This window comes from Secundilactobacillus silagei JCM 19001, from assembly GCF_002217945.1.
GTDB lineage: Bacteria > Bacillota > Bacilli > Lactobacillales > Lactobacillaceae > Secundilactobacillus > Secundilactobacillus silagei.
The window spans coordinates 136190-156094 of record NZ_BCMG01000001.1 but is presented as its reverse complement, the minus strand read 5'-3'; the positions used below and the strand labels follow the sequence as shown (position 1 = coordinate 156094).

At 44.9% G+C, this 19905-nt stretch carries 20 protein-coding genes; 9 read left to right on the top strand and 11 right to left on the bottom strand.

Going from position 1 to position 19905, the window contains the following annotated elements; translation table 11 throughout:
- Positions 1–42 precede the first annotated feature (42 nt).
- Together CES79_RS00755 and CES79_RS00750 are read right to left on the bottom strand one after the other, a co-directional pair.
- Positions 43–642 (bottom strand): L,D-transpeptidase, encoded by a 600-nt coding sequence (locus tag CES79_RS00755; RefSeq protein WP_089136024.1) that lies wholly within the window; start codon positions 640–642, stop codon positions 43–45.
- A gap of 88 nt (positions 643–730) precedes the next feature.
- Entirely contained in the window at positions 731–2278 is a 1548-nt protein-coding gene (locus CES79_RS00750; protein WP_089136023.1) for an ABC-F family ATP-binding cassette domain-containing protein, read from the bottom strand.
- Between the two features lie 355 nt (positions 2279–2633).
- On the opposite strand from CES79_RS00750, the gene CES79_RS00745 reads away from it, so the two are divergent.
- From CES79_RS00745 to CES79_RS00725, 5 genes are all read left to right on the top strand, one after another.
- Positions 2634–3017, top strand: a complete 384-nt coding sequence (locus tag CES79_RS00745; RefSeq protein ID WP_439958907.1) for a VOC family protein — start codon at positions 2634–2636, stop codon at positions 3015–3017.
- A 22-nt stretch (positions 3018–3039) separates the two neighbouring features.
- Entirely contained in the window at positions 3040–3717 is a 678-nt protein-coding gene (locus CES79_RS00740; RefSeq protein ID WP_089136021.1) for a CPBP family intramembrane glutamic endopeptidase, read from the top strand.
- A gap of 451 nt (positions 3718–4168) precedes the next feature.
- A complete protein-coding gene (gene trpX, locus CES79_RS00735; protein ID WP_089136020.1) occupies positions 4169–5164 on the top strand; it encodes a tryptophan ABC transporter substrate-binding protein in 996 nt (331 codons plus the stop codon).
- A complete protein-coding gene (locus CES79_RS00730) occupies positions 5161–6069 on the top strand; it encodes an ABC transporter permease (RefSeq protein WP_089136019.1) in 909 nt (302 codons plus the stop codon). The genes trpX and CES79_RS00730 overlap by 4 nt, the downstream gene beginning before the upstream one ends.
- A complete protein-coding gene (locus CES79_RS00725; RefSeq protein ID WP_054653736.1) occupies positions 6062–6835 on the top strand; it encodes an ABC transporter ATP-binding protein in 774 nt (257 codons plus the stop codon). The genes CES79_RS00730 and CES79_RS00725 overlap by 8 nt, the downstream gene beginning before the upstream one ends.
- A 56-nt stretch (positions 6836–6891) precedes the next feature.
- Here CES79_RS00725 and CES79_RS00720 read toward each other — a convergent pair whose 3' ends face one another.
- From CES79_RS00720 to CES79_RS00695, 6 genes are all read right to left on the bottom strand, one after another.
- A complete protein-coding gene (locus tag CES79_RS00720; protein ID WP_089136018.1) occupies positions 6892–7758 on the bottom strand; it encodes an NAD(P)-dependent oxidoreductase in 867 nt (288 codons plus the stop codon).
- Positions 7759–7770: 12 nt separating this feature from the next.
- The gene (gene trxA, locus CES79_RS00715) at positions 7771–8091 is read right to left on the bottom strand and encodes a thioredoxin (protein WP_054653734.1); all 321 of its coding nucleotides are present in this window, start codon (positions 8089–8091) and stop codon (positions 7771–7773) included.
- The gene (locus CES79_RS00710; RefSeq protein WP_089136017.1) at positions 8072–8839 is read right to left on the bottom strand and encodes a TerC family protein; all 768 of its coding nucleotides are present in this window, start codon (positions 8837–8839) and stop codon (positions 8072–8074) included. Before CES79_RS00710 ends, trxA begins: the two co-directional genes overlap by 20 nt.
- Positions 8840–8926: 87 nt before the next feature.
- Positions 8927–9553 (bottom strand): glycoside hydrolase family 73 protein, encoded by a 627-nt coding sequence (locus CES79_RS00705; RefSeq protein WP_089136016.1) that lies wholly within the window; start codon positions 9551–9553, stop codon positions 8927–8929.
- An 85-nt stretch (positions 9554–9638) separates the two neighbouring features.
- A complete protein-coding gene (locus tag CES79_RS00700; protein WP_089136015.1) occupies positions 9639–10616 on the bottom strand; it encodes a linear amide C-N hydrolase in 978 nt (325 codons plus the stop codon).
- 7 nt (positions 10617–10623) lie between these two features.
- Positions 10624–10866 (bottom strand): hypothetical protein, encoded by a 243-nt coding sequence (locus CES79_RS00695; protein ID WP_054653732.1) that lies wholly within the window; start codon positions 10864–10866, stop codon positions 10624–10626.
- Positions 10867–11084: 218 nt separating this feature from the next.
- On the opposite strand from CES79_RS00695, the gene CES79_RS00690 reads away from it, so the two are divergent.
- Positions 11085–13799, top strand: a complete 2715-nt coding sequence (locus CES79_RS00690; RefSeq protein WP_054653730.1) for an MMPL family transporter — start codon at positions 11085–11087, stop codon at positions 13797–13799.
- A 170-nt stretch (positions 13800–13969) separates the two neighbouring features.
- Here the strand turns inward: CES79_RS00690 and CES79_RS00685 are convergent, their stop codons facing one another.
- On the bottom strand, positions 13970–14416 hold the full coding sequence (locus CES79_RS00685) for a MerR family transcriptional regulator (RefSeq protein ID WP_054653728.1): 447 nt from the start codon (positions 14414–14416) through the stop codon (positions 13970–13972).
- A gap of 251 nt (positions 14417–14667) precedes the next feature.
- On the opposite strand from CES79_RS00685, the gene CES79_RS00680 reads away from it, so the two are divergent.
- Positions 14668–15162, top strand: a complete 495-nt coding sequence (locus CES79_RS00680) for a C40 family peptidase (protein WP_054653726.1) — start codon at positions 14668–14670, stop codon at positions 15160–15162.
- Positions 15163–15249: 87 nt separating this feature from the next.
- Here the strand turns inward: CES79_RS00680 and CES79_RS00675 are convergent, their stop codons facing one another.
- Positions 15250–15672, bottom strand: coding sequence for a GNAT family N-acetyltransferase (locus CES79_RS00675; protein WP_089136014.1), 423 nt, complete (start codon positions 15670–15672; stop codon positions 15250–15252).
- 113 nt (positions 15673–15785) lie between these two features.
- Here CES79_RS00675 and CES79_RS00670 point away from each other — a divergent pair, with 113 nt between their 5' ends.
- Positions 15786–16730 (top strand): VOC family protein, encoded by a 945-nt coding sequence (locus tag CES79_RS00670; RefSeq protein ID WP_054653724.1) that lies wholly within the window; start codon positions 15786–15788, stop codon positions 16728–16730.
- Between the two features lie 135 nt (positions 16731–16865).
- On the opposite strand, the gene CES79_RS00665 is transcribed toward CES79_RS00670, so the two are convergent.
- Positions 16866–17522 (bottom strand): histidine phosphatase family protein, encoded by a 657-nt coding sequence (locus tag CES79_RS00665; protein WP_054653722.1) that lies wholly within the window; start codon positions 17520–17522, stop codon positions 16866–16868.
- A 203-nt stretch (positions 17523–17725) separates the two neighbouring features.
- On the opposite strand from CES79_RS00665, the gene CES79_RS00660 reads away from it, so the two are divergent.
- Positions 17726–19861, top strand: coding sequence for an LTA synthase family protein (locus CES79_RS00660; RefSeq protein ID WP_089136132.1), 2136 nt, complete (start codon positions 17726–17728; stop codon positions 19859–19861).
- Positions 19862–19905: the final 44 nt, after the last annotated feature.

The window sequence follows — 19905 nt, the reverse complement described above, 5'->3', positions numbered from 1 at the left end:
ACTCAACTGAAGTTCGACGCCTTTTTTAGTAACCCTTATTAATTAATCAATGACAACCTTGGTGCCATAAGTAACGTTATTGTAGAACCATCTTGCATCCGGAACCGCCAATCTCACACAGCCATGTGAGTGTGCTGCTCGTCCCAGCAGGTTGGCTTCTTTAACGTTAAAATTGCCGTATTGATCGGTGGGCACCGTATGAAAAAGATAAATGCCGTGGTCCTTAAAGGACACCCAATCTTTAGCGCCTTCCTTAGATTCAGCGTTATAGAAGAACTTTCCTCGTTCCTGTTGAATATGGAAGGTGCCGCGTGGCGTTGAATTATTGACGCCAGTTGAGGCATACATGGTATAAACCGTCTTGTTGCCATCCTTAATGAAGACCCGCTGCTGGCTCACCGAAACGTGAATCCAAGGTTTCTTCAGCTGATCCCATTTAGGATACGGTTTACTCTCAGAAGGTTTCCGCCAATTGACCTGAGCTGGTGCCGGCTTTTTTTCAACCGGTTTTTTGGTACTTACTTTTTTAGTCGTTTGTGTTGCTGCGTGGTCACTGGCATTCGGTGTCATTAAATGATTAGCCGTGACGCCCAATACCGCAATAGCAATAATGACAGCAACTATTTGCAAAACCCGCTTCATAAACCTATCCCCAAACATGACTTAATAGTTATTATTGTAGCATGCAAATGTTTCAAAAAGATAACATTTTATTTAACTAGAGATATTATTACTGATTCTTAAGGCTTAGTTTCTCAACGTTCAAAACTTTATCCGCTAAACCATCGTAGAAACTGACCTCATGGCTAACGACAATGGCGTTGCCAGGAAACTTATTGATGGCGTCCTTTAAGGCTTCCTTGGTTTCTTCGTCCAAATGGTTCGTCGGTTCGTCTAAGATCAAGAAGTTGCTGGGTTCAAATTCCATCATGGCTAACTTGACCTTAGTCTGTTCACCACCAGAAAGCTGGCCGATGGGTTTCATCGCATTGGCAGCGTCTAGGCCGCACCTAGCTAACTTCGTCCGGATGGCTTTTTGCGGTAATTTTTCATACTTGGCCTGAATGATCTTCAGCGGTGTTTCCTGGTCGTTTTCCCATTCCAGATCCTGACTGAAATAACTGACCTTGGCTGATGGTGAAAATTCAGCCGTACCGCCCTTAGATTTGATTAGACCTAAAATGGTCTTGATCAAAGTTGACTTACCAACCCCGTTAAAGCCTTCAAAGCCAACCTTTTCATCGGTATTCACGGAAAAAGTGACCGGCTTTAACAGTGGCCGGTTATAGCCGACCGAGAGATGGTCCACCACTAAGGCGTTTTGCGAACCGGTATCTTCATACGGAAAGTTGAAGGTCGCCTGAATGTTACTCGAAGGCGGATCGACCAAGTCCATATGCGAGAGTTGTTTCTCACGGGACTTCGCCTGCTTTGACCGAGTCCCGGCCTTAAACTTGGCAATGAACTTTTCGGTCTTTTCAATCTTGACCTGTTGCTTCTCGTATTCTTTACGTTGCGCTTCTTCGCGTTCAGTCCGCTGTCTCATGGCTGACTTAAAGCTCCCGCGGTACTTAGTGATCTTACCAAAGGCCACGTTAATGATACAGTTGGTGACTTTTTCCAGGAAATCATAATCATGGGAAATGACCATCGCTGCACCCTCAAAATTATTCAGATAATCCACTAACCAAGCAATGTGGGCCACATCCAAATAGTTGGTCGGTTCATCCAGCAAGATCACGTCCGGATTTTGCAGCAGCAGCTTGGCTAAAATAATTTTAGACCGCTGTCCACCTGACATTTGCGCTACTTCATGGTCGCGGCCAATATCATCTAGGCCAAGGCCCGTAATGATGCGTTCGATTTCAGTTTCGATATCGTAAAAGTTATTAGCTTCCAGCTCTTCTTGAATCCGGCCGGCCCGTTCCAGTAATTTATCATCCGCCGTTTCAGCGTAGTCCGTATACAGCTGCGTCATGCGGTCATTTTTATCGTATAGGTCTTGAAACGCGGTATGCAGGAATTCAATCAGCGTCATCCCTTCTGGAATATCCGCGTATTGATCCAAGTAACCCACGTGAACGCCACGTTGCCACTTAACGGAACCGGACAATGGCAATTCATCACCGGTCAGAACTTTGATCAGGGTTGATTTACCAACCCCGTTTTGACCGACGATTCCCATGTGTTCACCCTTGTTTAGTTGAAAACTCGCGTCATCGTACAGTCGTTTGTCTGCAAAAGCCATACTGAGGTCTTCAACTTCTAGTAAAGACATTTTTTTAATATACCTCCTTGAAAAGGGTGCCCGGACAAGTTGTTAAGTCGATCTAAGGGACTTTCAGCTTGCCGGGACACCATCATTTAAACCGCCATAAAAGGCTAAATTTACATTTATTTTCATTTTTTCACAACACTTTACACTATCACGAAACATTTTTAATAGCAAGAAAACAAGCTAATGTCGGGATTTATAAAACATCATTTAGAATTTGTTTAATTGCCTTGTGAATTAATTGGTCACGCTTACAGCCTCATTAATTAGTTGTTGAAATTGACGATTATCGACTGACCACAACTAGCCTATTTTCTCTCTGTGGTATAATTAATTGCCGTAAAATAATCAATAAAGGATGACAAATTTGAATATTAAAGATATTGATAGTCTGACACTAACCGTCACTGACATCAACCATTCCGTCCGTTTTTATCACGAAGTGTTTGACCTGCCGATCATTAAGGATGCTAAACGTCCCAGTTTAAGACTGGGTCATCACCGTCTGGAATTTCGAACTAAAGATGATGGTGCCAAAATTGCTGCTCACGTGGTCACACCTGGAAGTGCTGAAATTGCTTTAGAAACGCACGATCCACTGGAAAACACCCTCTCACACCTCACTAACTATGCCGTGGAAATTGATAACGGTCCCATCCCCTATGAAGGGGCTAAAGGAGTTGCCACTGCACTATGGGTGCGTGATCCAGACCATAATCTGATCAAAATTATTACCTATTAATATTTACAATCGAGGTGCCAAAATGATGACCTATCTCAGACGCCAAGGTTTGCGCATTGGTGGGTTTATCCTCTTACTGATTGCGTACCTCTCAAACTCGATACTGCTGGAGTTTGCCACCAAGTACGCCAGCAAGAACGCGGGCCTGGCCAACCGTTTCATCGGTGCTATGCTGATCATGGTAGCTGCTATTTTAGTGCTGTACACCTGGCTGTACAACCGGCAACTAAAGCGCCATAATCCGCGCCAATTTGGTCACCAGGCCTTTAATCGTCATCGGCTCGGCCAACTGTTACTGGCTTTCGTGCTGATGCTGGCCGTCCAAATTGCCTGGTCACAGCTCATTAGCCACCACCTATTGCCCATGCCGACCAATCAATCGGCACTAGATGGTCAGATCCAGCAATTGCCCTTCTGGAATACGGTTTATGGCGTGGTGATCGCCCCGGTTTTTGAAGAATACTTGTTTCGAGGTTTCTTTTTCAATTTCTTTTTTTCAAAAAATTCGCCTTGGAGCAACGTTTTTGGCGTTTTTGTTAGCGGATTGATTTTTGGCTACCTGCATACGATGACGTTTTCTGTAACTACCCTGTTTTATGCGTCATTGGGTTGGGTGTTAGCGGGTGCCTATTTGTACTTCAAAGATATCAGATACAGCATCATACTGCATTTTGTAAACAACCTGTGGGCAGTCCTCTAACGTGAAAAAATGTATATTCTTGTTTCTATATTACAAACCAAGGTGTATAATGTAACTACGATAACTACTAATGTAGCTTATCAAGCGCGGAAGGACCCAGCCTCAGTGATGAGGTTGGGTCCTTTTGTTTGGACTGAATTACCCCGGCTGAAACGCAGGTGATACTTGCACATCACGGGTTCGGTCTTTATAATAGTAGATATTCTAGTTCGGAGGAATTCAAATGACAAAGTACGCTAACCCATTTAAAGCTTGGCAATTCCGGTAAGCAAACCGCTGTCTTTGACGCGGTTTGGACAACATGTTCATACACGTGTCTTGCCGGTTACTTTGTTATTGAGTGACGCTGCATGACTAACCTTGCACGTCGCGCTTCTTCTTAGACGACTTCTGTGAGGAGTCGCCTTTTTTATTGCACTTTTAATTCTATTTTAGATAGGGGAATCGAATCATGAAGCGACTATACGCATTAATCGCGATTATTGTTATTTTTCTCGGCTTCGCTTTCGTTGGTGAAGGCGGAACCGGTAAACCAGCTACGGTTGCCAAACCCACCGTTGGTATTTTACAACTGATGTCTCACCCGGCTTTGGATGCCATCCATCATGGAATCATCCACGGTTTGGAAGAAAAGGGCTATCATCCTGGCAAAAACATCAAAATTGATTTTCAAAACGCTCAAAATGATCAAAGTAACCTCATGACCATGAGTAACCGCTTTGTCAACGAAGATGCGGATGCTACGATCGGAATTGCCACGCCTTCAGCTCAGGCATTAGCAAACGCAACGTCCAAAATCCCGATTGTTTTAGGAGCCGTTACTGATCCTAAAGGTGCTGGCTTAGTTAAAAATAATAACGCACCCGGCCACAATATCACCGGTGTTTCTGACCAGGCACCCTTAAAAGAACAGTTAGGTCTGATCAAACAAGTCATGCCTAAGATGAAGACACTGGGTATTTTCTATACCTCCAGTGACGATTCAGCGGCCGCGCAGTACAAGCAATTCAAAGTTCTGTGTGCGCAGGAACACGTGAAGTTAAAAGCTTACTCAATTTCAAACACGAACGACGTGGACCAAGTTTCACAGCAAATGGTTCAAAACGTGGATGCGGTCTACGTACCAACCGATAACACGGTGGCTTCCGCCATGCAGACACTGGTCAAAAACTCCAACGCCGCTAAAGTTCCCGTGTTCCCCGCTGTTGATACCATGGTCAAATCTGGTGGCCTAGCCACTTACAGTATTAACCAATACAAGTTAGGCGTGCTCACCGGCCGGATGACTGCTGATATCTTAAAGGGTAAGAAACCCGCAACCACACCAATCAAATTCATCCGTCACGGTGATTTGATTTTGAACATGAAAGAAGCTCAAAAGTTAGGGATCACCTTCCCTAGCTCACTGGTTAAAGAAGCTCAAAAGAAAGGGGAGATCATCAAATGACATTTGGATTAGGCGTTTCTGCTATCGGCCAAGGGCTGCTGTGGGCAACTCTTGGGCTGGGATTATTTCTAACCTTTAGGATTTTAGACTTCCCCGATATGACCGTTGAAGGAACCTTCCCAATGGGGGCAGCCGCCTGTGTAGCTGCCATCAATAACGGGATCAACCCCATCTGGGCAACGTTGATTGCCATTGGGGTCGGCATGCTTTGCGGACTCGCAACCGGTTTACTGTATACCAAGGGCCGAATTCCGATCCTGTTAGCTGGTATTCTGGTCATGACCGCCGCATACTCCGTTAACTTGCGGATCATGCACGGTCGCTCAAATTTGACTTTGCTGGATAAACCTTCACTGTTGAAATTACCGATCTTTGCGCATTCACCAATGTATTTTGACAGTGTTTTCCTCGGCTTTACAGTCATCGTCATTTTGACCTTAGTTTTGATCTACTTCCTGCAAACCGACCTCGGTCAGGCGTTCATTGCTACCGGTGATAACGAAAAAATGGCCCGGTCATTAGGTATCAAGACCGACAACATGAAGATCATGGGCCTGATGGTCTCTAACGGGGTCATCGGTCTTGGTGGCGCCTTGGTTGCTCAAAACGACGGTTACGCTGATGTGAACATGGGAATTGGGGTCATCGTCATTGCCTTAGCGTCCATCATCATCGGTGAAGTCGCCTTTGGTGAACTGACCATGAACCAGCGGCTAGTTGCCGTCACTTTAGGGTCGATTCTCTACCGGTTTGTCTTGCTGATCGTCCTCAAATTAGGCTTTAATACTAACGATTTAAAATTGTTCTCATCCGTCGTATTAGCACTTTGCATGATGGTGCCAGTTTTCCGGGACATGTTCAATTTAAAGCGCGTTTGGAAACGGGGGATCTCGACTCATGACTAAACCAATTCTAGAATTACGCCACGTTGTGACCAAAGTTAATCGCAACACACCTGAAGAACTTACCCTGCTGAAAGATTTAAATCTCACCATCAACGAAGGTGACTTTATTACCATTTTGGGATCTAACGGTGCTGGTAAATCAACGCTGTTTAACACCATTGCTGGGAATTTAACCATTGATTCTGGTGATATCCTGTTACGGGGTGAATCGATTGCCAACGAATCAGAAGAACGGCGCACGCGGTTTTTGAGCCGGGTCTTCCAAGACCCCAAGCTGGGAACCGCGCCACGGATGACCGTGGCCGAAAACCTCTTGCTGGCAACTAAACGCGGTGAACACCGGCATTTAGCTCCCCGTCACTTGAACCAGCACATGGCTGAATTTAAAGAGATGACCAGTGGTATGGGCAACGGTTTAAACGAACGGCTGACCACACCAACCGGCAGTTTATCTGGTGGGCAGCGACAGGCCCTTAGTTTCCTGATGGCCACGCTGAAGAAGCCGGACATCTTACTGCTGGATGAACATACGGCTGCGCTGGATCCAAAGACTTCACAGGAGTTAATGACCGCTACTAACGACCGGATCATTGCCCAAAACCTTACCTGTCTAATGATCACCCACCATTTGGATGACGCATTAAAGTACGGTAACCGGCTGATCGTCATTAGTGATGGCAAGATCACCTATGACGTTTCCGGTGAAGAAAAGCAGCAACTGACACAAGAAAAGTTATACAGTTTCTTCTCGGATTTACAAGAATAATCAAAAACGGCTAATGAACATTTACTGTTCATTAGCCGTTTTTGAGTTAACCATTTTTACAAATTCTCATACAACTTGATTAATCCCTGAGTCCCGTCGTTACCAAGGCCCTTATCATCAACCATGGTTTCGTAAAGTTGCTTGGCCAGCTTAGTTGCTGGTAAGTCTATTTTCATTTTGTCAGCTTCATCCAGTGCGATTCGCAGATCTTTTAAGAAGTGCTTGGCGAAGAACCCTGGCGTATAATCACCCTTCAAAATTCTCGGGGCGTAGTTATCCATACTCCAGTTGTCCGCCCCACCACTGCTAAGCGTGTCGAGGACATCGTTCATATTGAGGCCAGCGTGTTTGGCGTAAACCATCATTTCGACAGTCCCAGTCATGGTACCGGCAATCATGATCTGATTAGCCATTTTAGTATGTTGACCCTTACCGGCTGGGCCGAATAAATGCACTTTCGAGCCAACTAACTCAAACAAGGGTTTCACGGCATCAAAGGTGGCCTGATCACCACCAACCATCACGGTTAACGTGGCGTTCTTAGCACCAACATCACCGCCGGAAACTGGTGCGTCCAGTGCATGGGCGTTTAGCGCCCGTGCTTTAACCGCAATCTTCTCGGCCAAGGTCGGTGTACTGGTGGTCATATCAATCACGGTTTTACCCGCCGTTAGCGTACTAAAGATGCCTTGATCACCAAAGTAAATCGCCTCGACATCAGTGGGATAGCCCACCATGGAAAAAATGATATCTGTCTTTTCAGCAACTTGCGCCGGTGTCTCGACCCAAGTGGCACCCTTGGCAACTAACGCATCCGTCTTGGCTTTAGTACGGTTATAGACGACTAACTCATGACCAGCATCTAATAGATGTTCCGCAATGGCACCGCCCATGACGCCGGTACCGATAAATCCGATTTTCATAACGCTTACCCCCTAGTTGGTGGCTAACTTTTGATCTAAATACTTGGCTAATTTTTCTTTGGGGTACAGCCCCGTCACCTTTTCAACTGCTTTACCATCGCGAAAGAAAACTAGGCTGGGAATACTCATGACTTTGTAGTTCATCGCCAGATCCTGATTATGTTCCACGTTTAATTTACCAAATTTGATGCGGTCACCGTAGACGGTCTCCAGTTGTTCTAAGATGGGGGCCATCATTTTACACGGTGCGCACCAGTCAGCCCAAAAATCGACCAGTACTAACCCAGAAGCGGTTTCTTCAGCTAAATTATCCTTAGTTATCGTGACTGCCATCTGAAGTCTGTGCCACCTTTCTCTTTTTTCGAATGACGTGAATGATCAGCGTCACCACAACTGCTCCAAGCACGATCAGCCCAAAGGCAGCTGCTGGAATTTCAATATCGATTATTGGGATACTGATAAACAACTTAACCGCAATTAAGGCAATCAGCCCATAGGCCATTGGTTCCAGTTCCGGAATGACCCGCATCAGTCTCATAATCAATTCAGCAACCCCACGCATGGCGAGGATGCCAATCATCCCACCAATCAAAACGATCACTGGGTTAGGTGAAATGGCCAGCGAAGCTAACACTGAATCGATTGAGAAAATGATGTCCATTAACTCAATTTGAATGACGACCGACCAAAATAATGAAATCGGCCGCTTTTTATTAGAAACTAGCTTACGGGTATGCTTGACCCGTGACTTGGAAAAAAATTGAATGCTTAAGAACAGTAAATAACCCGCGCCGACAACCTTAATTTCCCAAAAATTGATCAGGTAAACACCCATCCCAATAATCAAAAAGCGAAAAATATAGGCACCCCAGATCCCATAGAACAGCGATTTTTCACGCAGCTTTTTGGTCGGCAGTGCTTGAGTTTGGGCCGCTAGTACCACGGCATTATCCACTGAAAGCAAACATTCGATCAGAACCAGTGAAAAGATCACTAGCCAGTCGCTCCCAGAGCTGATAACCGTTTCCCAATTGTGAAGGTTAAAAAATGGACCATAGAGTTTTCCTATTAGATCAAACAAATTTGTACATATCTCCTATCATTGTTTTGATATTCGCATCATACAGAAACCACTGTTAGTGGTATCGCGTAGGAAGTTGCGTTGTATTTAGTAACCATCGAACCGATTTAAACTATAAGTGTTAATGACGTTGACCAATTTCTTCGCGTAGGACGGATCCGTTGCGTACCCATTTCGCTGTAACAGTGTTGCCGCTCTGTGATAATCAGTCACGTTAGCCGGTAAAAACTGCCGGGCAACCACTTCATCGTGATCGAGGATGGCCGCTTTTAAGCTCGGATAAACCCGAAAGTTGGCATTGATCCGTTCCTCTTTCCCATTGATATACTCATTAGTGGGAAACGATTTAGTCTGCCCATTGTAACTGCCCTTAATACCAAACGGATTGTTAGCCTCTTGATAGAGCTGGGAATGCCCCCAATTGGACTCGACGATTGCCTGAGCGATCACGATACTGGGCAAAACTTGATGGTTGGCCTGATAGACATTAACCGCGGGTTTCGCCACTGAATTAATAAATTGGTGCTGCTGGCGCTGTTCAGGTGTTTCTGATTCAGTCGGCTTACTCGCTTGGGTTCTTTGGTTAGCTATGTAATTATTCATTACATAGCGTACACCCATCCCCCCACCGATGACAAATAGTGCTAACAGAAAGATTAGTGTCGCAACAGCCTGTGAGTTATTCTTTTTACTACGCCGTCTTTTCTTGGCCAAAAAATTGTGTCTCCATTCATTAAAATTATTGTTACTCTAAGTTTAGTTTACCATGAGATTTAGTTGACACAGAATTAATAATTCATTAATTTAACTTGAACGTCTGCAACTTATCCGGTACTTGGTAAAACTGTGGCGTTGTGACTGTTAGCAACTCTGGCGTCAACTGCAGTTTAACAACGCCCAACCGATTATATGGTTCAAAATAATAGGATAGCGAATCGGTGACGGTGGCTGCCCGGTAAACCGAATAGTTTTGCTGATACATGGTGCTCTTAGGAACACTCACGCCATTTAACAAATGCCACATGCTCACAATTCCGGACGCTTCATCTAGCGGTTGGTCCGTTCTTTCCTTATAATAGGCCGCCCGAATAAACCGCGAACTTGGTGTATATGACCCAGCCGGGATTTTCTTACCTGAGAAACTGCCTGTCGTCACCCGGGCTGTATTCAATGGTACTTGGTCAGCCTCAAATTCTGGGGTAAAAGTCATATAATCTTTTAACTGGTTGAGCTGGCGTTCAAAATTATAAGCATTGGTCAGTATTCCCAGCGGATTTTCATAGATTTTAAGCGGTTTAGCCGACGTTTCAATGGCAACGATTCGTCCAGTTATATCAGCTGCAACATAGTGCAGTTCGGGGTAGCCGTACCGTTTAAAGGCGTGTTCGCCACTCATCAGCTGAAGTTCATCCATGTGCGCCTCAATCTCCGCAATCGATTTGAAGTGCCCCAATAAATATAGGGGTAATTCAAACGGTGCAATTGAGTGTTTATTAATATCCGGCTGAGAGTCAAAGCGGGCGCCGTTAGCAAAGGTCAGCTTCTGAACGCTCAGGCCATATTCGTTGATGCCATCAGAAATATCGATTTCATCATCGTGCGCACCACCGCTGCCAATGATGGCGTAAGGATTTTGATACGCCTGATTATCATAAACCGAGCGCCACTGAAATTGACGGGGCACGAAAACCGGTCCAGCCCCTAAAGCGTGCCAGTCCATTGTCCGGCCCAGTACGTGGGTACCATCTTGTGCGATCTGATAAATACTGGTACACATGACATACTCACTCCTTTGTATGGCTCAATTTTAGTAATGTTTGTTCAAATTGTTCATCGATTTGTTTTTGTGTCGCTTCAGAAATTTGTTTGGTATGAGTTTGCTTTGCCAAGATTGGCTCAGCCACCTTTAAATAGGTAAATAAAACTTGGCTGACATCTAAATGATAATCAGCAGCTAATTGATTAGCAATTAAAAACCGTTGATTTGTATTTAATCCAGCATAACGACTCTGATAGTGATCTGACATCTTCTTTTTCCACCCTTCATTTCAGGAATTTTCATTATAAGCAAATTTTGCCGTAAATCATAGCGATTTGAATTCATTTATCAATTTCAGTTTAGATTCGTACCACTTAGCGAATTATTTCAATTTTGGCAATTGAAATACAATCCTGTATCAGCTATGGTAATATAGTAGTTATATAGGCGCCTATAGCGGCGACATTTTAAGGGAGATATTATTCAATGAAAGAGCGGATACGTCAGTTACACAATCATCGAATCTTTTCATTGCTGTTTTGGCTCATTGCAATCTTTGTTGCAATCGTCATGATGCCTAACACCTCTGATATGATTCAAACAAAGGGTCAGCCGCAATTGGCTAACAACAGTCAACCCATGGTGGCCCGAAGCATGCAAAACACTTGGGGCCGAAACATTTCCGGTACATATAATGTTTCAGCAGTTTTCAACAATCCCAATGGTAAGCTGACCCAAGCGCAGCAGTCCAGTATCGATAAGACTGTTTCGCGCTTGACTGAAAAACAGAAGACTTATGGCATTCGGTCAATTCAGACCATGGTCACTAATCCAGCTGCCAAATCTCAATTCTATTCCAAAGACGGCTCCACGGAAACCGTTCAGCTGGCAATTGATCAAAACCAGGGTAATTCACGGGTCCTGGCCAAGCAATTACGAACCCAGATTCGAACTGCGGGTCTATCAACTTACTTGACCAGTCCAGATCTGGTTAACGACGCGGCCAACGAAAATATTAGTCACGTCACGACCTTTGCCGCCATCCTCGGGTTTGTTTTAAGTCTGCTGATCATTGGTGTCATCTTTAAATCATTGATTGCCCCATTGATCTCCACATTGTCCATGCTGATGATGTACGTTGTTTCTTTAGGTCTGATCAATAATTTAGCTGACCGCACTAGTTTCCCATATTCCGAGTATCTGCCATTACTCACGTTATTGCTGACACTCGTCTTAGGGACGCTGGGTCACTATTATCTCTTTAATGCCTTTAAGCAAAACGTCGCTGACGGTCAAGACGCGGCGGCAGCGACCACTCACAGTGTTCACGCTGTTCGTAACTTCCTGCTGATTCTTGGGGGAACGTTAACGGTTCTCTTCGCAAGCTTTTACGCCTTTGGCTTCTCAACGATTCGGGCACTTTCCGCTTTAGCCATCGTTACGATCGTGATTACGATTGGGCTTTACACAATTGCACCGATCTTCATGCAGCTTTCAGGTGAGCGGTTCTTCTGGCCAGCCGTTGAGTCGACTTCACGGCCACACCGCTTCTGGAACTGGATGGCCCGCTTCGGCCTCTGGCAACCCTTCATTGCGATTATCGCTGTACTCTATGTTGTTGGTCCATTTGCCATTTTGTACCGGGATAATCTGAACTTTTCGGCCGCCAAAACGGTTGCGCCTAATAATGAAGCTGTTGCTGGGATGCGGGTACTCAACGCGCATTTTGGCGCGGGTAAAGCAACTCCGGTCACCGTTTATATTCGCAGCAATAACCGGGTCGATAATGAAAAAGCCCTGCTTCAAATCGATAATTTAACCACTAAGCTAAGATCCATGCCTGGAGTTTCCGGTGTCACGTCTTTAACTCAGCCAAACGGCCAGCCAATGCATGAATACTACGTGAACACCCAGTTGAATCAAATGAACATGTCGCTCAAGGGCGCCACGGATCAGCTGTCACAACTTCAATCTGATCTTAAGGGCAACCGCAGTGATCTGAGCCAAGTTAAGCTCAGCGATACTGCTGATCAGCTAGATAAACTGGTTTCAAAAGCTAACCGTTTAAGCGATGACACGGGTACGGTCCGTTCCCAAGTCTCTCAAGTAGCTGGTCGGGCGAGCGTATCACAATCTTCATCAGCTTCCAAACGGGTCAGAAATTACCAGCGGCTACTCAATCTGGTCAGCAGCCAACTGCAAACCGTTGCAAGTAACATGCGGGTCTTAAACGATGAAGCAACGTCCGCTGGTAATGATGGGCAAGCTGTTCAAAGCAAGGTCTCAGACTACTCTTCACAAGTCTCCTCCGTTCGCAGCAGTTTGAAGAAGACCACTACCAGTTTAAACGGTCTGATCAAGTCCTATAACAATATTTACAGCTACCTATCAGCATTACAGACTTCAGATGCTGCTAAAGTTTATTACATTACACCAGAACAGTTAACCAGTATGCAGTTCCAGCAGTCCTTGATGACAAATACCAGTCAGGATTACAAGACAACGCAGCTGCAGGTCTACCTGAAGGATTCAGCCGCTAGTCATAACAATGCAGCGACCTTAAAGCATTTGCAGTCCGAAGTTAATACACAGCTACAGGGTACTTCACTGCGTCACGCTAAGATTGCCTATACTGGCCAGCCAGTGGTTCAAAATACGGTTGAACATTCTGTCCGCGCTAATCTCGGTTGGCTGATGTTAACCATCGGTGTGCTAAGCTTCTTGATCATTGCCATGATCAGCGGGTCTGTTCTGCAGCCAATCTACTGGTTAGCCAGTCTAGCGCTGGCCGTTATGGGTGGCGTTCAGCTCGCGCAGATGACGAATCACTTCATGTCTGGTGATCCTAGCTTTAACTGGCAAGCACCAATGATCGCGTTCGTACCGCTATTGGTCGTTAGTGCCAGTCTATTGATTCAACTCGCCATTAGCTACCGCTTCAAAGAAACCAGCATGACGGATTGGTTATTGCCAGGTATCAGTTCACTTGGGCAAAACATTCGCCACCAGCTCTTTACGGTCATTATCATTTGCCTCGTCTTGTTCAGTGCTAACTTCGCACCACTGACCCAGGCCGGGTTGATCATCTTGTTTGCAACGGTCATCTTCGATATCATCTTGCCAATTATTACCACTTCAGTTGGTAAGTTGACCGTGACCTTGCCTTCAAAGCGACCACATCTGAAACGACATGCAAAATAAAGTATGTAATAAAACTCGGTAAATTCCAGAATTTAATTCAAAAAAGCCTATTCCGGCGAACTTTGTCGGAATAGGCTTTTTTGAGTTAAATGGTCATCTTTTTACTATTTTCAGTTAAGCAGTTAGTTGAAATACTTACCAATAGAGACTTACGTCACCGTCGCTATTTTTTAATTATCCTGAACTTCACTCACTGGCCGAATCTCATAACTAACTTGACCATCTTCATACAAACCATACAAGATTTGAGTTTTAGCTTTGTCAAAGTAGCCCAGATTCAAATACATCTTCCCATCGATGACGTCTACGCCATCAAAAGCAACTTGGAAGAACTTTCTGGAAAGTGAAATTTCCTTTTCAATACTGCGCATCTTCTCCACTGCTGCGGGAAGGCGATACCCTTCGTCCAGCAGCTTTTTAATAATACTAACTTGAATAAACGTATGGAAGTCATAAACGCGTGCTTTGTTTTGATCATCCCGGGTAATGGCTGAAATATAATCACGCTGCTCCCAGTAACGAAGCTGACGCGATGATACACCAGTCATTCGACTCAGTTCACCAATTCGAAAAACAAATTGATCGAAATTGACTAAATTAGGGATTCGATATCTCATTGAATAACCGCCTCTCAGGTTTTGCAACCTTATTATTTCACATTCCAACCTAATGAGCAAAGTGAATTGCACCTATAATCCAGTAATAACCGCCGTTTTGCCCCTTTTTGTGAAAATATTACGTAAATTACAGTATAAAACCAGTTGTTTAACGTCATTGACACTGGTTTGTCACATTACTGAAACAATTAAACCGTACACTAAATATTGTACATAAAAAAAACGGAAAAAAGTTAGGGGTCTCAAGTTCAATGAAGAATTTAATTACAAAAAGTATTATCGCCATCGTCGCATTCTTTAGCTTCGCAGTTGCTGGTTCACAGGTTACTTCAGCACACGCTGCAAGCACGGACGCATCTTACAGTACCGTTTTAACTACCGCTAAGCAAAAGTTAGGTCACCCATACGTTTGGGGTGCAACTGGTCCTTACGCATTTGACTGCTCAGGTTTTACCGGCTACGTTTACAAGAAAGCAGCTAACATTACCATTCCACGAACTGCACAAGCCCAATACAATGCTTACAAGCACGTCAGCGGCACTAACGTTCAAAAAGGTGATTTGGTCTTCTTTGGTTACGGCACCCACAGTATTAGCCACGTTGGCTTGTACGTTGGTAACGGCAAAATGATCGATGCCCAAAACCGCGGTGTTGTTACTGAACGCGTTCACGCACCATGGTGGCACGTTGTTGGTTACGCACACGTTACTGACTTCAGTGCATCAGCCACTGCTACTCAAAATTAATTTACACATATATAAATAATGATAAATAACAAAAGCTTGGTTATCAGTGATGAACTGATAATCAAGCTTTTTTAGTCCGTTGCTTTGTTACACGTTTTTAACCATTTTAACGTGCTGAATGCCCACTTCTTCAAAGGGAGCGCCAGTCTGCTTGAACCCCAGTCGTTCGTACAGGCCAATGGCGGTAGCCTGCGCATTAAGTTCGATAGCCGATCCAGCAGCAACATCCGCAAGCACTTGCTGCAACAATGCTATGGCGTAACAATGATGCCGAAATGCTGGTAAAGTCGCGACCCGCTGAATATGCACGACCTGCCCTTCATGCCGAATTCGGGCCGTCACAACCGGCTGATCATCGATGTAGCCAACATAGTGCGTCACTTGGTCATCTTGACCGTCGAATTCTAACTGTGCTGAAATCCCCTGTTCCGTTACAAATACAGCCTGGCGGATACCAATGGCCGCCGTATAGACTTGATTATGGGTCCCTAACGCTGATTTAATTTTCATGACTCACACTCCTTAATCACTTATTATACCCTATATCTAGTAGGCGAAATACACCGGGGACCAGCACCAATATGCTATACTGAGGGCAAAATATTACGAAAGCAGGCGCAGTCATGCAAACTCATCACATTTCACTTTTGACGAAGGATGCCAAACAAAATATTCACTTTTACACCCAGGTCTTAGGTTTACGGCTCGTTAAGAATTCCGTTAACCAGGAAAACATTCATATTCGTCACTTGTTTTACGGTGACTATCTGGGCACTCCCGGTTCCGTGATCACCTTCTTTGTGGTGCCGCTATTAGGACACAGAACTGATGGTAATCATTTTATCAACGGCTTTCGGTTAGCCATTCCAACCGGCAGCAAGACGTTTTGGAAGGACCGATTGTTTGATAACGGCATTACCACGATGGAGACCAGCAATGAACTGATATTTAACGACCCGGATCAAATTCCAATCACGATGGTCGAAACCGACAACCAGTTAACTGAATGGCAGATCGTGCCCCACAACGGTATTGATCCTAAATACCAGATTTCACGCTTCCTAGGCACTGAATTGCACGTCCCAGATGTAAGCGCTTCACAAGCCTTTTTCGAGCAATTATTACACCTAACCGTCACCGACAATATCGTCGAATTAGAGGGTGCTGAACAAATTAAGCTGGTGGCAACCACCGACTTTGAGCAAGTCACCCGCTTTGGCCGTGGCTCGATCGACCACGTGGCTCTACGTGTCGCTAACGAAGAAGAACTGTTACAGTATTACCAACTCGCACAGGAACAGGGCTGGGACATTGAAATGTACCGTGACCGTGGCTGGTTCAAGAGCCTCTACATTCGTGAACCCGGCGATAACCGCATTGAACTCGCGACCCCTACTCCTGGATTCAGTCTTGACGAACCCATCTTAACGTTAGGCAATAGTCTGGGCTTACCACCCAAGTTCGAATCACAGCGGCAGACGATCATGGACTATTACGCTAAGCAAGGCATTGATTTTAGCGATGATGGCGATCTTAGCTCACAGGATAATTTTAACGTTGAAAATTAACTGTTATATAGCCTAATCGGGCTACACCAAGCAGAGAGCTGCATATAAGAGAAGTCCACCAGAATCCCCAAATTCATGGGATTCTGGTGGACTTCTCTTATATTTCGCTCTCTAACCGCTTGGTTTCGCACCTTGTTACTTGTTATAACTCTCCACGATCACATCATCATCCGTCAGCGTTAAGTTGGTCAGACTACCGTTAGCTGGACGCACCGTGACATCGTACTTACCGCCGCCGTAACGCTCCATTAGACTTAACAGGGTATTACCATGACTAATAAGTAAAACGTTATCGCCATCTTTTAAGTCGGAATTATGCCGAATCAAATCGAAGCCTTGATCCACCCGTGCCCAATATTCCTCATTATTTTCAGCTTGATGAAAGGGGTCAGCGGCCTTTAAATAATCCTTGGCCTTGCCGATAGAGTATTTGGTCACAATGTCCTTAAAGGTCGGCAGTCCATGTGGCGCGCCCGCCAAATACCAAGCCTGCGCCATATCGTTGCCTTCATAATAGCCGTAGAACTCTTCGCGGAAAAACATGGCCGTTTGCGGTTCCTTAATAGCGGAAGCCCGATTTTCTTTTAGGATCAATTTGGCCGTATCCATTGCCCGGGTCGTATCGCTGCAATAAGCGGCATCGAAGTGAATATCAGCCAGCCGTTTACCAGTCGTGACCGCCCCGTCGATTCCCTTTTGCGTCAGGGGTGAATTACTCCAGCCCTGTAATTTATTGTAAATATTAAAATAAGTTTGCCCATGACGAACAACATATAAATTGAGTTTAGTCATCGATTGACACCTCATTTCTTTAATTACGTTAAGTATATCACCATCTGAAGGGAACCAAAACGGCAAAAATGGAAGCGCTAACCAGTAGCGATTACTTCTTACATTTTAATAAATTTTACTGCTTATTAGGCACAAGGTCCAAAAGTCTGCTAAACTAATGAACATCAATACGTCGATTAAAGGGAGTCATTATTTTGCAGCTTATGAAACGCTTATGGCAGAAAACAAACACGCGAATTGGCTTCGCCACTTTGTTGCTGCTTTGTTTTTGGTTAAAAACACTGATTGCGTACTTCGTTGATTTTCGGGTTTCCCTCAACGATCCGCTACAGTTCATCTTATATATTTTAAATCCAATTCCCACCGCAATTATTTTCTACAGTTTGGCGCTTTATATTAAGCGTACGCGGCTGTTTTACACGTCAATCATTGTGCTGGATATTTTAAACACCGTTCTGCTTTACTTGAACGTCATCTACTACCGTGAGTTCACCGACTTCATGACCGTTGCTACCATGCTGGGCTACAACAAGGTCAATCAGGGGCTTAGCGGCAGTTCTGTTGCACTAACCAGTTTCCACGATATTTTCTTTTGGCTCGACCTGATCATCATTGCCATCTTATTGCTGACCAGACAGATCAAAACTGACACTCGCAAATTAAACTGGCGGGCAGGCTTCGCGGTGACTTCACTGGGCTTTTTAGCCTTTGGGTTCAACATGGCGATCAGTGAAATGAACCGGCCGCAGTTACTGACCAAGACCTTTGATCGCTCTTACGTGGTCAAATATCTGGGTCTGGATTCCTTCACGATCTACGATGCTGTCAACACGCAGCATAACAGTGATGTCCGGGCAACTGCCAAGAAATCCGAACTCAACGACATCCTTAAATTTGTGCACAGGCATTACGCGAAACCCAATCAAGCTTATTTTGGTAAAGCCAAGGGTAAAAACGTCATCATTTTGCATTTGGAAAGCTTCCAGCAATTTATGATCGATAAAAAGGTCGATGGCCGAGAAGTCACCCCGTTTTTGAATCACCTCTATCACAGCCAATCAACCTATGCGTTTAATAATTTCTACCACCAAGTTGGTCAGGGTAAGACCAGTGATGCTGAAAACATGCTGGAAACCAGCACGTATGGGCTGCCGCAGGGCTCCTTATTCGCTCAGCTAGGCTCTGATAATACCTTCCAGGGCGCACCATCGATCCTGAAACAAAAAGCCGGCTATACCACCGCTGTTTTTCACGGTAACGTGGCCAGCTTCTGGAACCGGAATAACACCTACAAGAATCTGGGTTACCAATACTTCTTTGATGCCAGCTACTACGATACCTCAGGCGATAAATCGCTGGGCTTTGGCCTGAAAGACAAGTTACTGTTCAATGACTCCGTGAAGTACCTGCAGCGCCTGCAGCAGCCATTTTACGTTAAATACTTAACGGTGACCAACCACTTCCCATTCTCCCTGGATAAAGAGGACCAAGATGATGGGTTTAAAGCGCCCAATACTGGCGATAAAACCGTTGATAACTACTTTAAGACGGCCCACTATCTGGATGAATCCATCAAAGAATTTTACAGTTATCTGCACAAAACTGGCCTGGATAAGAAGAGCATTATTGTTTTGTATGGTGACCACTATGGGATTTCCAACTCTGAAAACACCAATCTGGCAAAGGCCCTGGGTAAAAATCCAAGTACCTGGAATGACTTTGATAATGCGCAGCTGCAACGCGTCCCGTTAATGTTTAACATGCCCGGTACTAAGGGCGGCTACATTGACCATACGTACGGCGGTGAAATTGATGTCTTGCCGACCCTCTTACACTTGCTGGGTATCAGTACTAAACAGTATATTCAGTTCGGTACCGACCTGTTTTCAAAGGAACACGACACCGTGGTAGCCTTTAGAAACGAGGACTGGGTCAGCGACAAGTATACTTGCCTATCCGGGGTCGTTTACGACAATAAGACCGGTCAGGAACTGCATCCTAACAAAGAATTGCAGGCTAAGATCGATCAGATGCAGTCCAAGGTCAAGCTGGAACTGAGTTTGTCTGATTCGCTTAACCAAAAGAACCTGCTGCGCTTCTACCATCCTAAGGGACTGAAACCAATCAATCCGGAAAAGTACAATTACGCTGATGGTTTAAGCAAGGAAATTAAAATTGAACGTCGCTTAAAAAATAAGTCAACTAGTCTCTATAGTGAAAACGGCAATCGCTCTACGCAATCAGATTACAAGACCGATGCGCCAGAATTGCATCATAAATCAACTGATACTAACCGGATCAAGATTACTAACCCGGATGCTAACAGTGGTGATAAGTAGCATAAAAAATAGGTTCGCAGTCGTTTGGACTGCGAACCTATTTT

Excerpts from the sequence above, each read along its gene's own strand:
- CES79_RS00755 (WP_089136024.1), bottom strand. The coding sequence starts at position 642 with ATGAAGCGGGTTTTGCAAATAGTTGCTGTCATTATTGCTATTGCGGTA.
- CES79_RS00750 (WP_089136023.1), bottom strand. The coding sequence starts at position 2,278 with ATGTCTTTACTAGAAGTTGAAGACCTCAGTATGGCTTTTGCAGACAAA.
- CES79_RS00745 (WP_439958907.1), top strand. The coding sequence starts at position 2,634 with ATGACAAATTTGAATATTAAAGATATTGATAGTCTGACACTAACCGTC.
- CES79_RS00740 (WP_089136021.1), top strand. The coding sequence starts at position 3,040 with ATGATGACCTATCTCAGACGCCAAGGTTTGCGCATTGGTGGGTTTATC.
- trpX (WP_089136020.1), top strand. The coding sequence starts at position 4,169 with ATGAAGCGACTATACGCATTAATCGCGATTATTGTTATTTTTCTCGGC.
- CES79_RS00730 (WP_089136019.1), top strand. The coding sequence starts at position 5,161 with ATGACATTTGGATTAGGCGTTTCTGCTATCGGCCAAGGGCTGCTGTGG.
- CES79_RS00725 (WP_054653736.1), top strand. The coding sequence starts at position 6,062 with ATGACTAAACCAATTCTAGAATTACGCCACGTTGTGACCAAAGTTAAT.
- CES79_RS00720 (WP_089136018.1), bottom strand. The coding sequence starts at position 7,758 with ATGAAAATCGGATTTATCGGTACCGGCGTCATGGGCGGTGCCATTGCG.
- trxA (WP_054653734.1), bottom strand. The coding sequence starts at position 8,091 with ATGGCAGTCACGATAACTAAGGATAATTTAGCTGAAGAAACCGCTTCT.
- CES79_RS00700 (WP_089136015.1), bottom strand. The coding sequence starts at position 10,616 with ATGTGTACCAGTATTTATCAGATCGCACAAGATGGTACCCACGTACTG.
- CES79_RS00695 (WP_054653732.1), bottom strand. The coding sequence starts at position 10,866 with ATGTCAGATCACTATCAGAGTCGTTATGCTGGATTAAATACAAATCAA.
- CES79_RS00690 (WP_054653730.1), top strand. The coding sequence starts at position 11,085 with ATGAAAGAGCGGATACGTCAGTTACACAATCATCGAATCTTTTCATTG.
- CES79_RS00685 (WP_054653728.1), bottom strand. The coding sequence starts at position 14,416 with ATGAGATATCGAATCCCTAATTTAGTCAATTTCGATCAATTTGTTTTT.
- CES79_RS00680 (WP_054653726.1), top strand. The coding sequence starts at position 14,668 with ATGAAGAATTTAATTACAAAAAGTATTATCGCCATCGTCGCATTCTTT.
- CES79_RS00675 (WP_089136014.1), bottom strand. The coding sequence starts at position 15,672 with ATGAAAATTAAATCAGCGTTAGGGACCCATAATCAAGTCTATACGGCG.
- CES79_RS00670 (WP_054653724.1), top strand. The coding sequence starts at position 15,786 with ATGCAAACTCATCACATTTCACTTTTGACGAAGGATGCCAAACAAAAT.
- CES79_RS00665 (WP_054653722.1), bottom strand. The coding sequence starts at position 17,522 with ATGACTAAACTCAATTTATATGTTGTTCGTCATGGGCAAACTTATTTT.
- CES79_RS00660 (WP_089136132.1), top strand. The coding sequence starts at position 17,726 with ATGAAACGCTTATGGCAGAAAACAAACACGCGAATTGGCTTCGCCACT.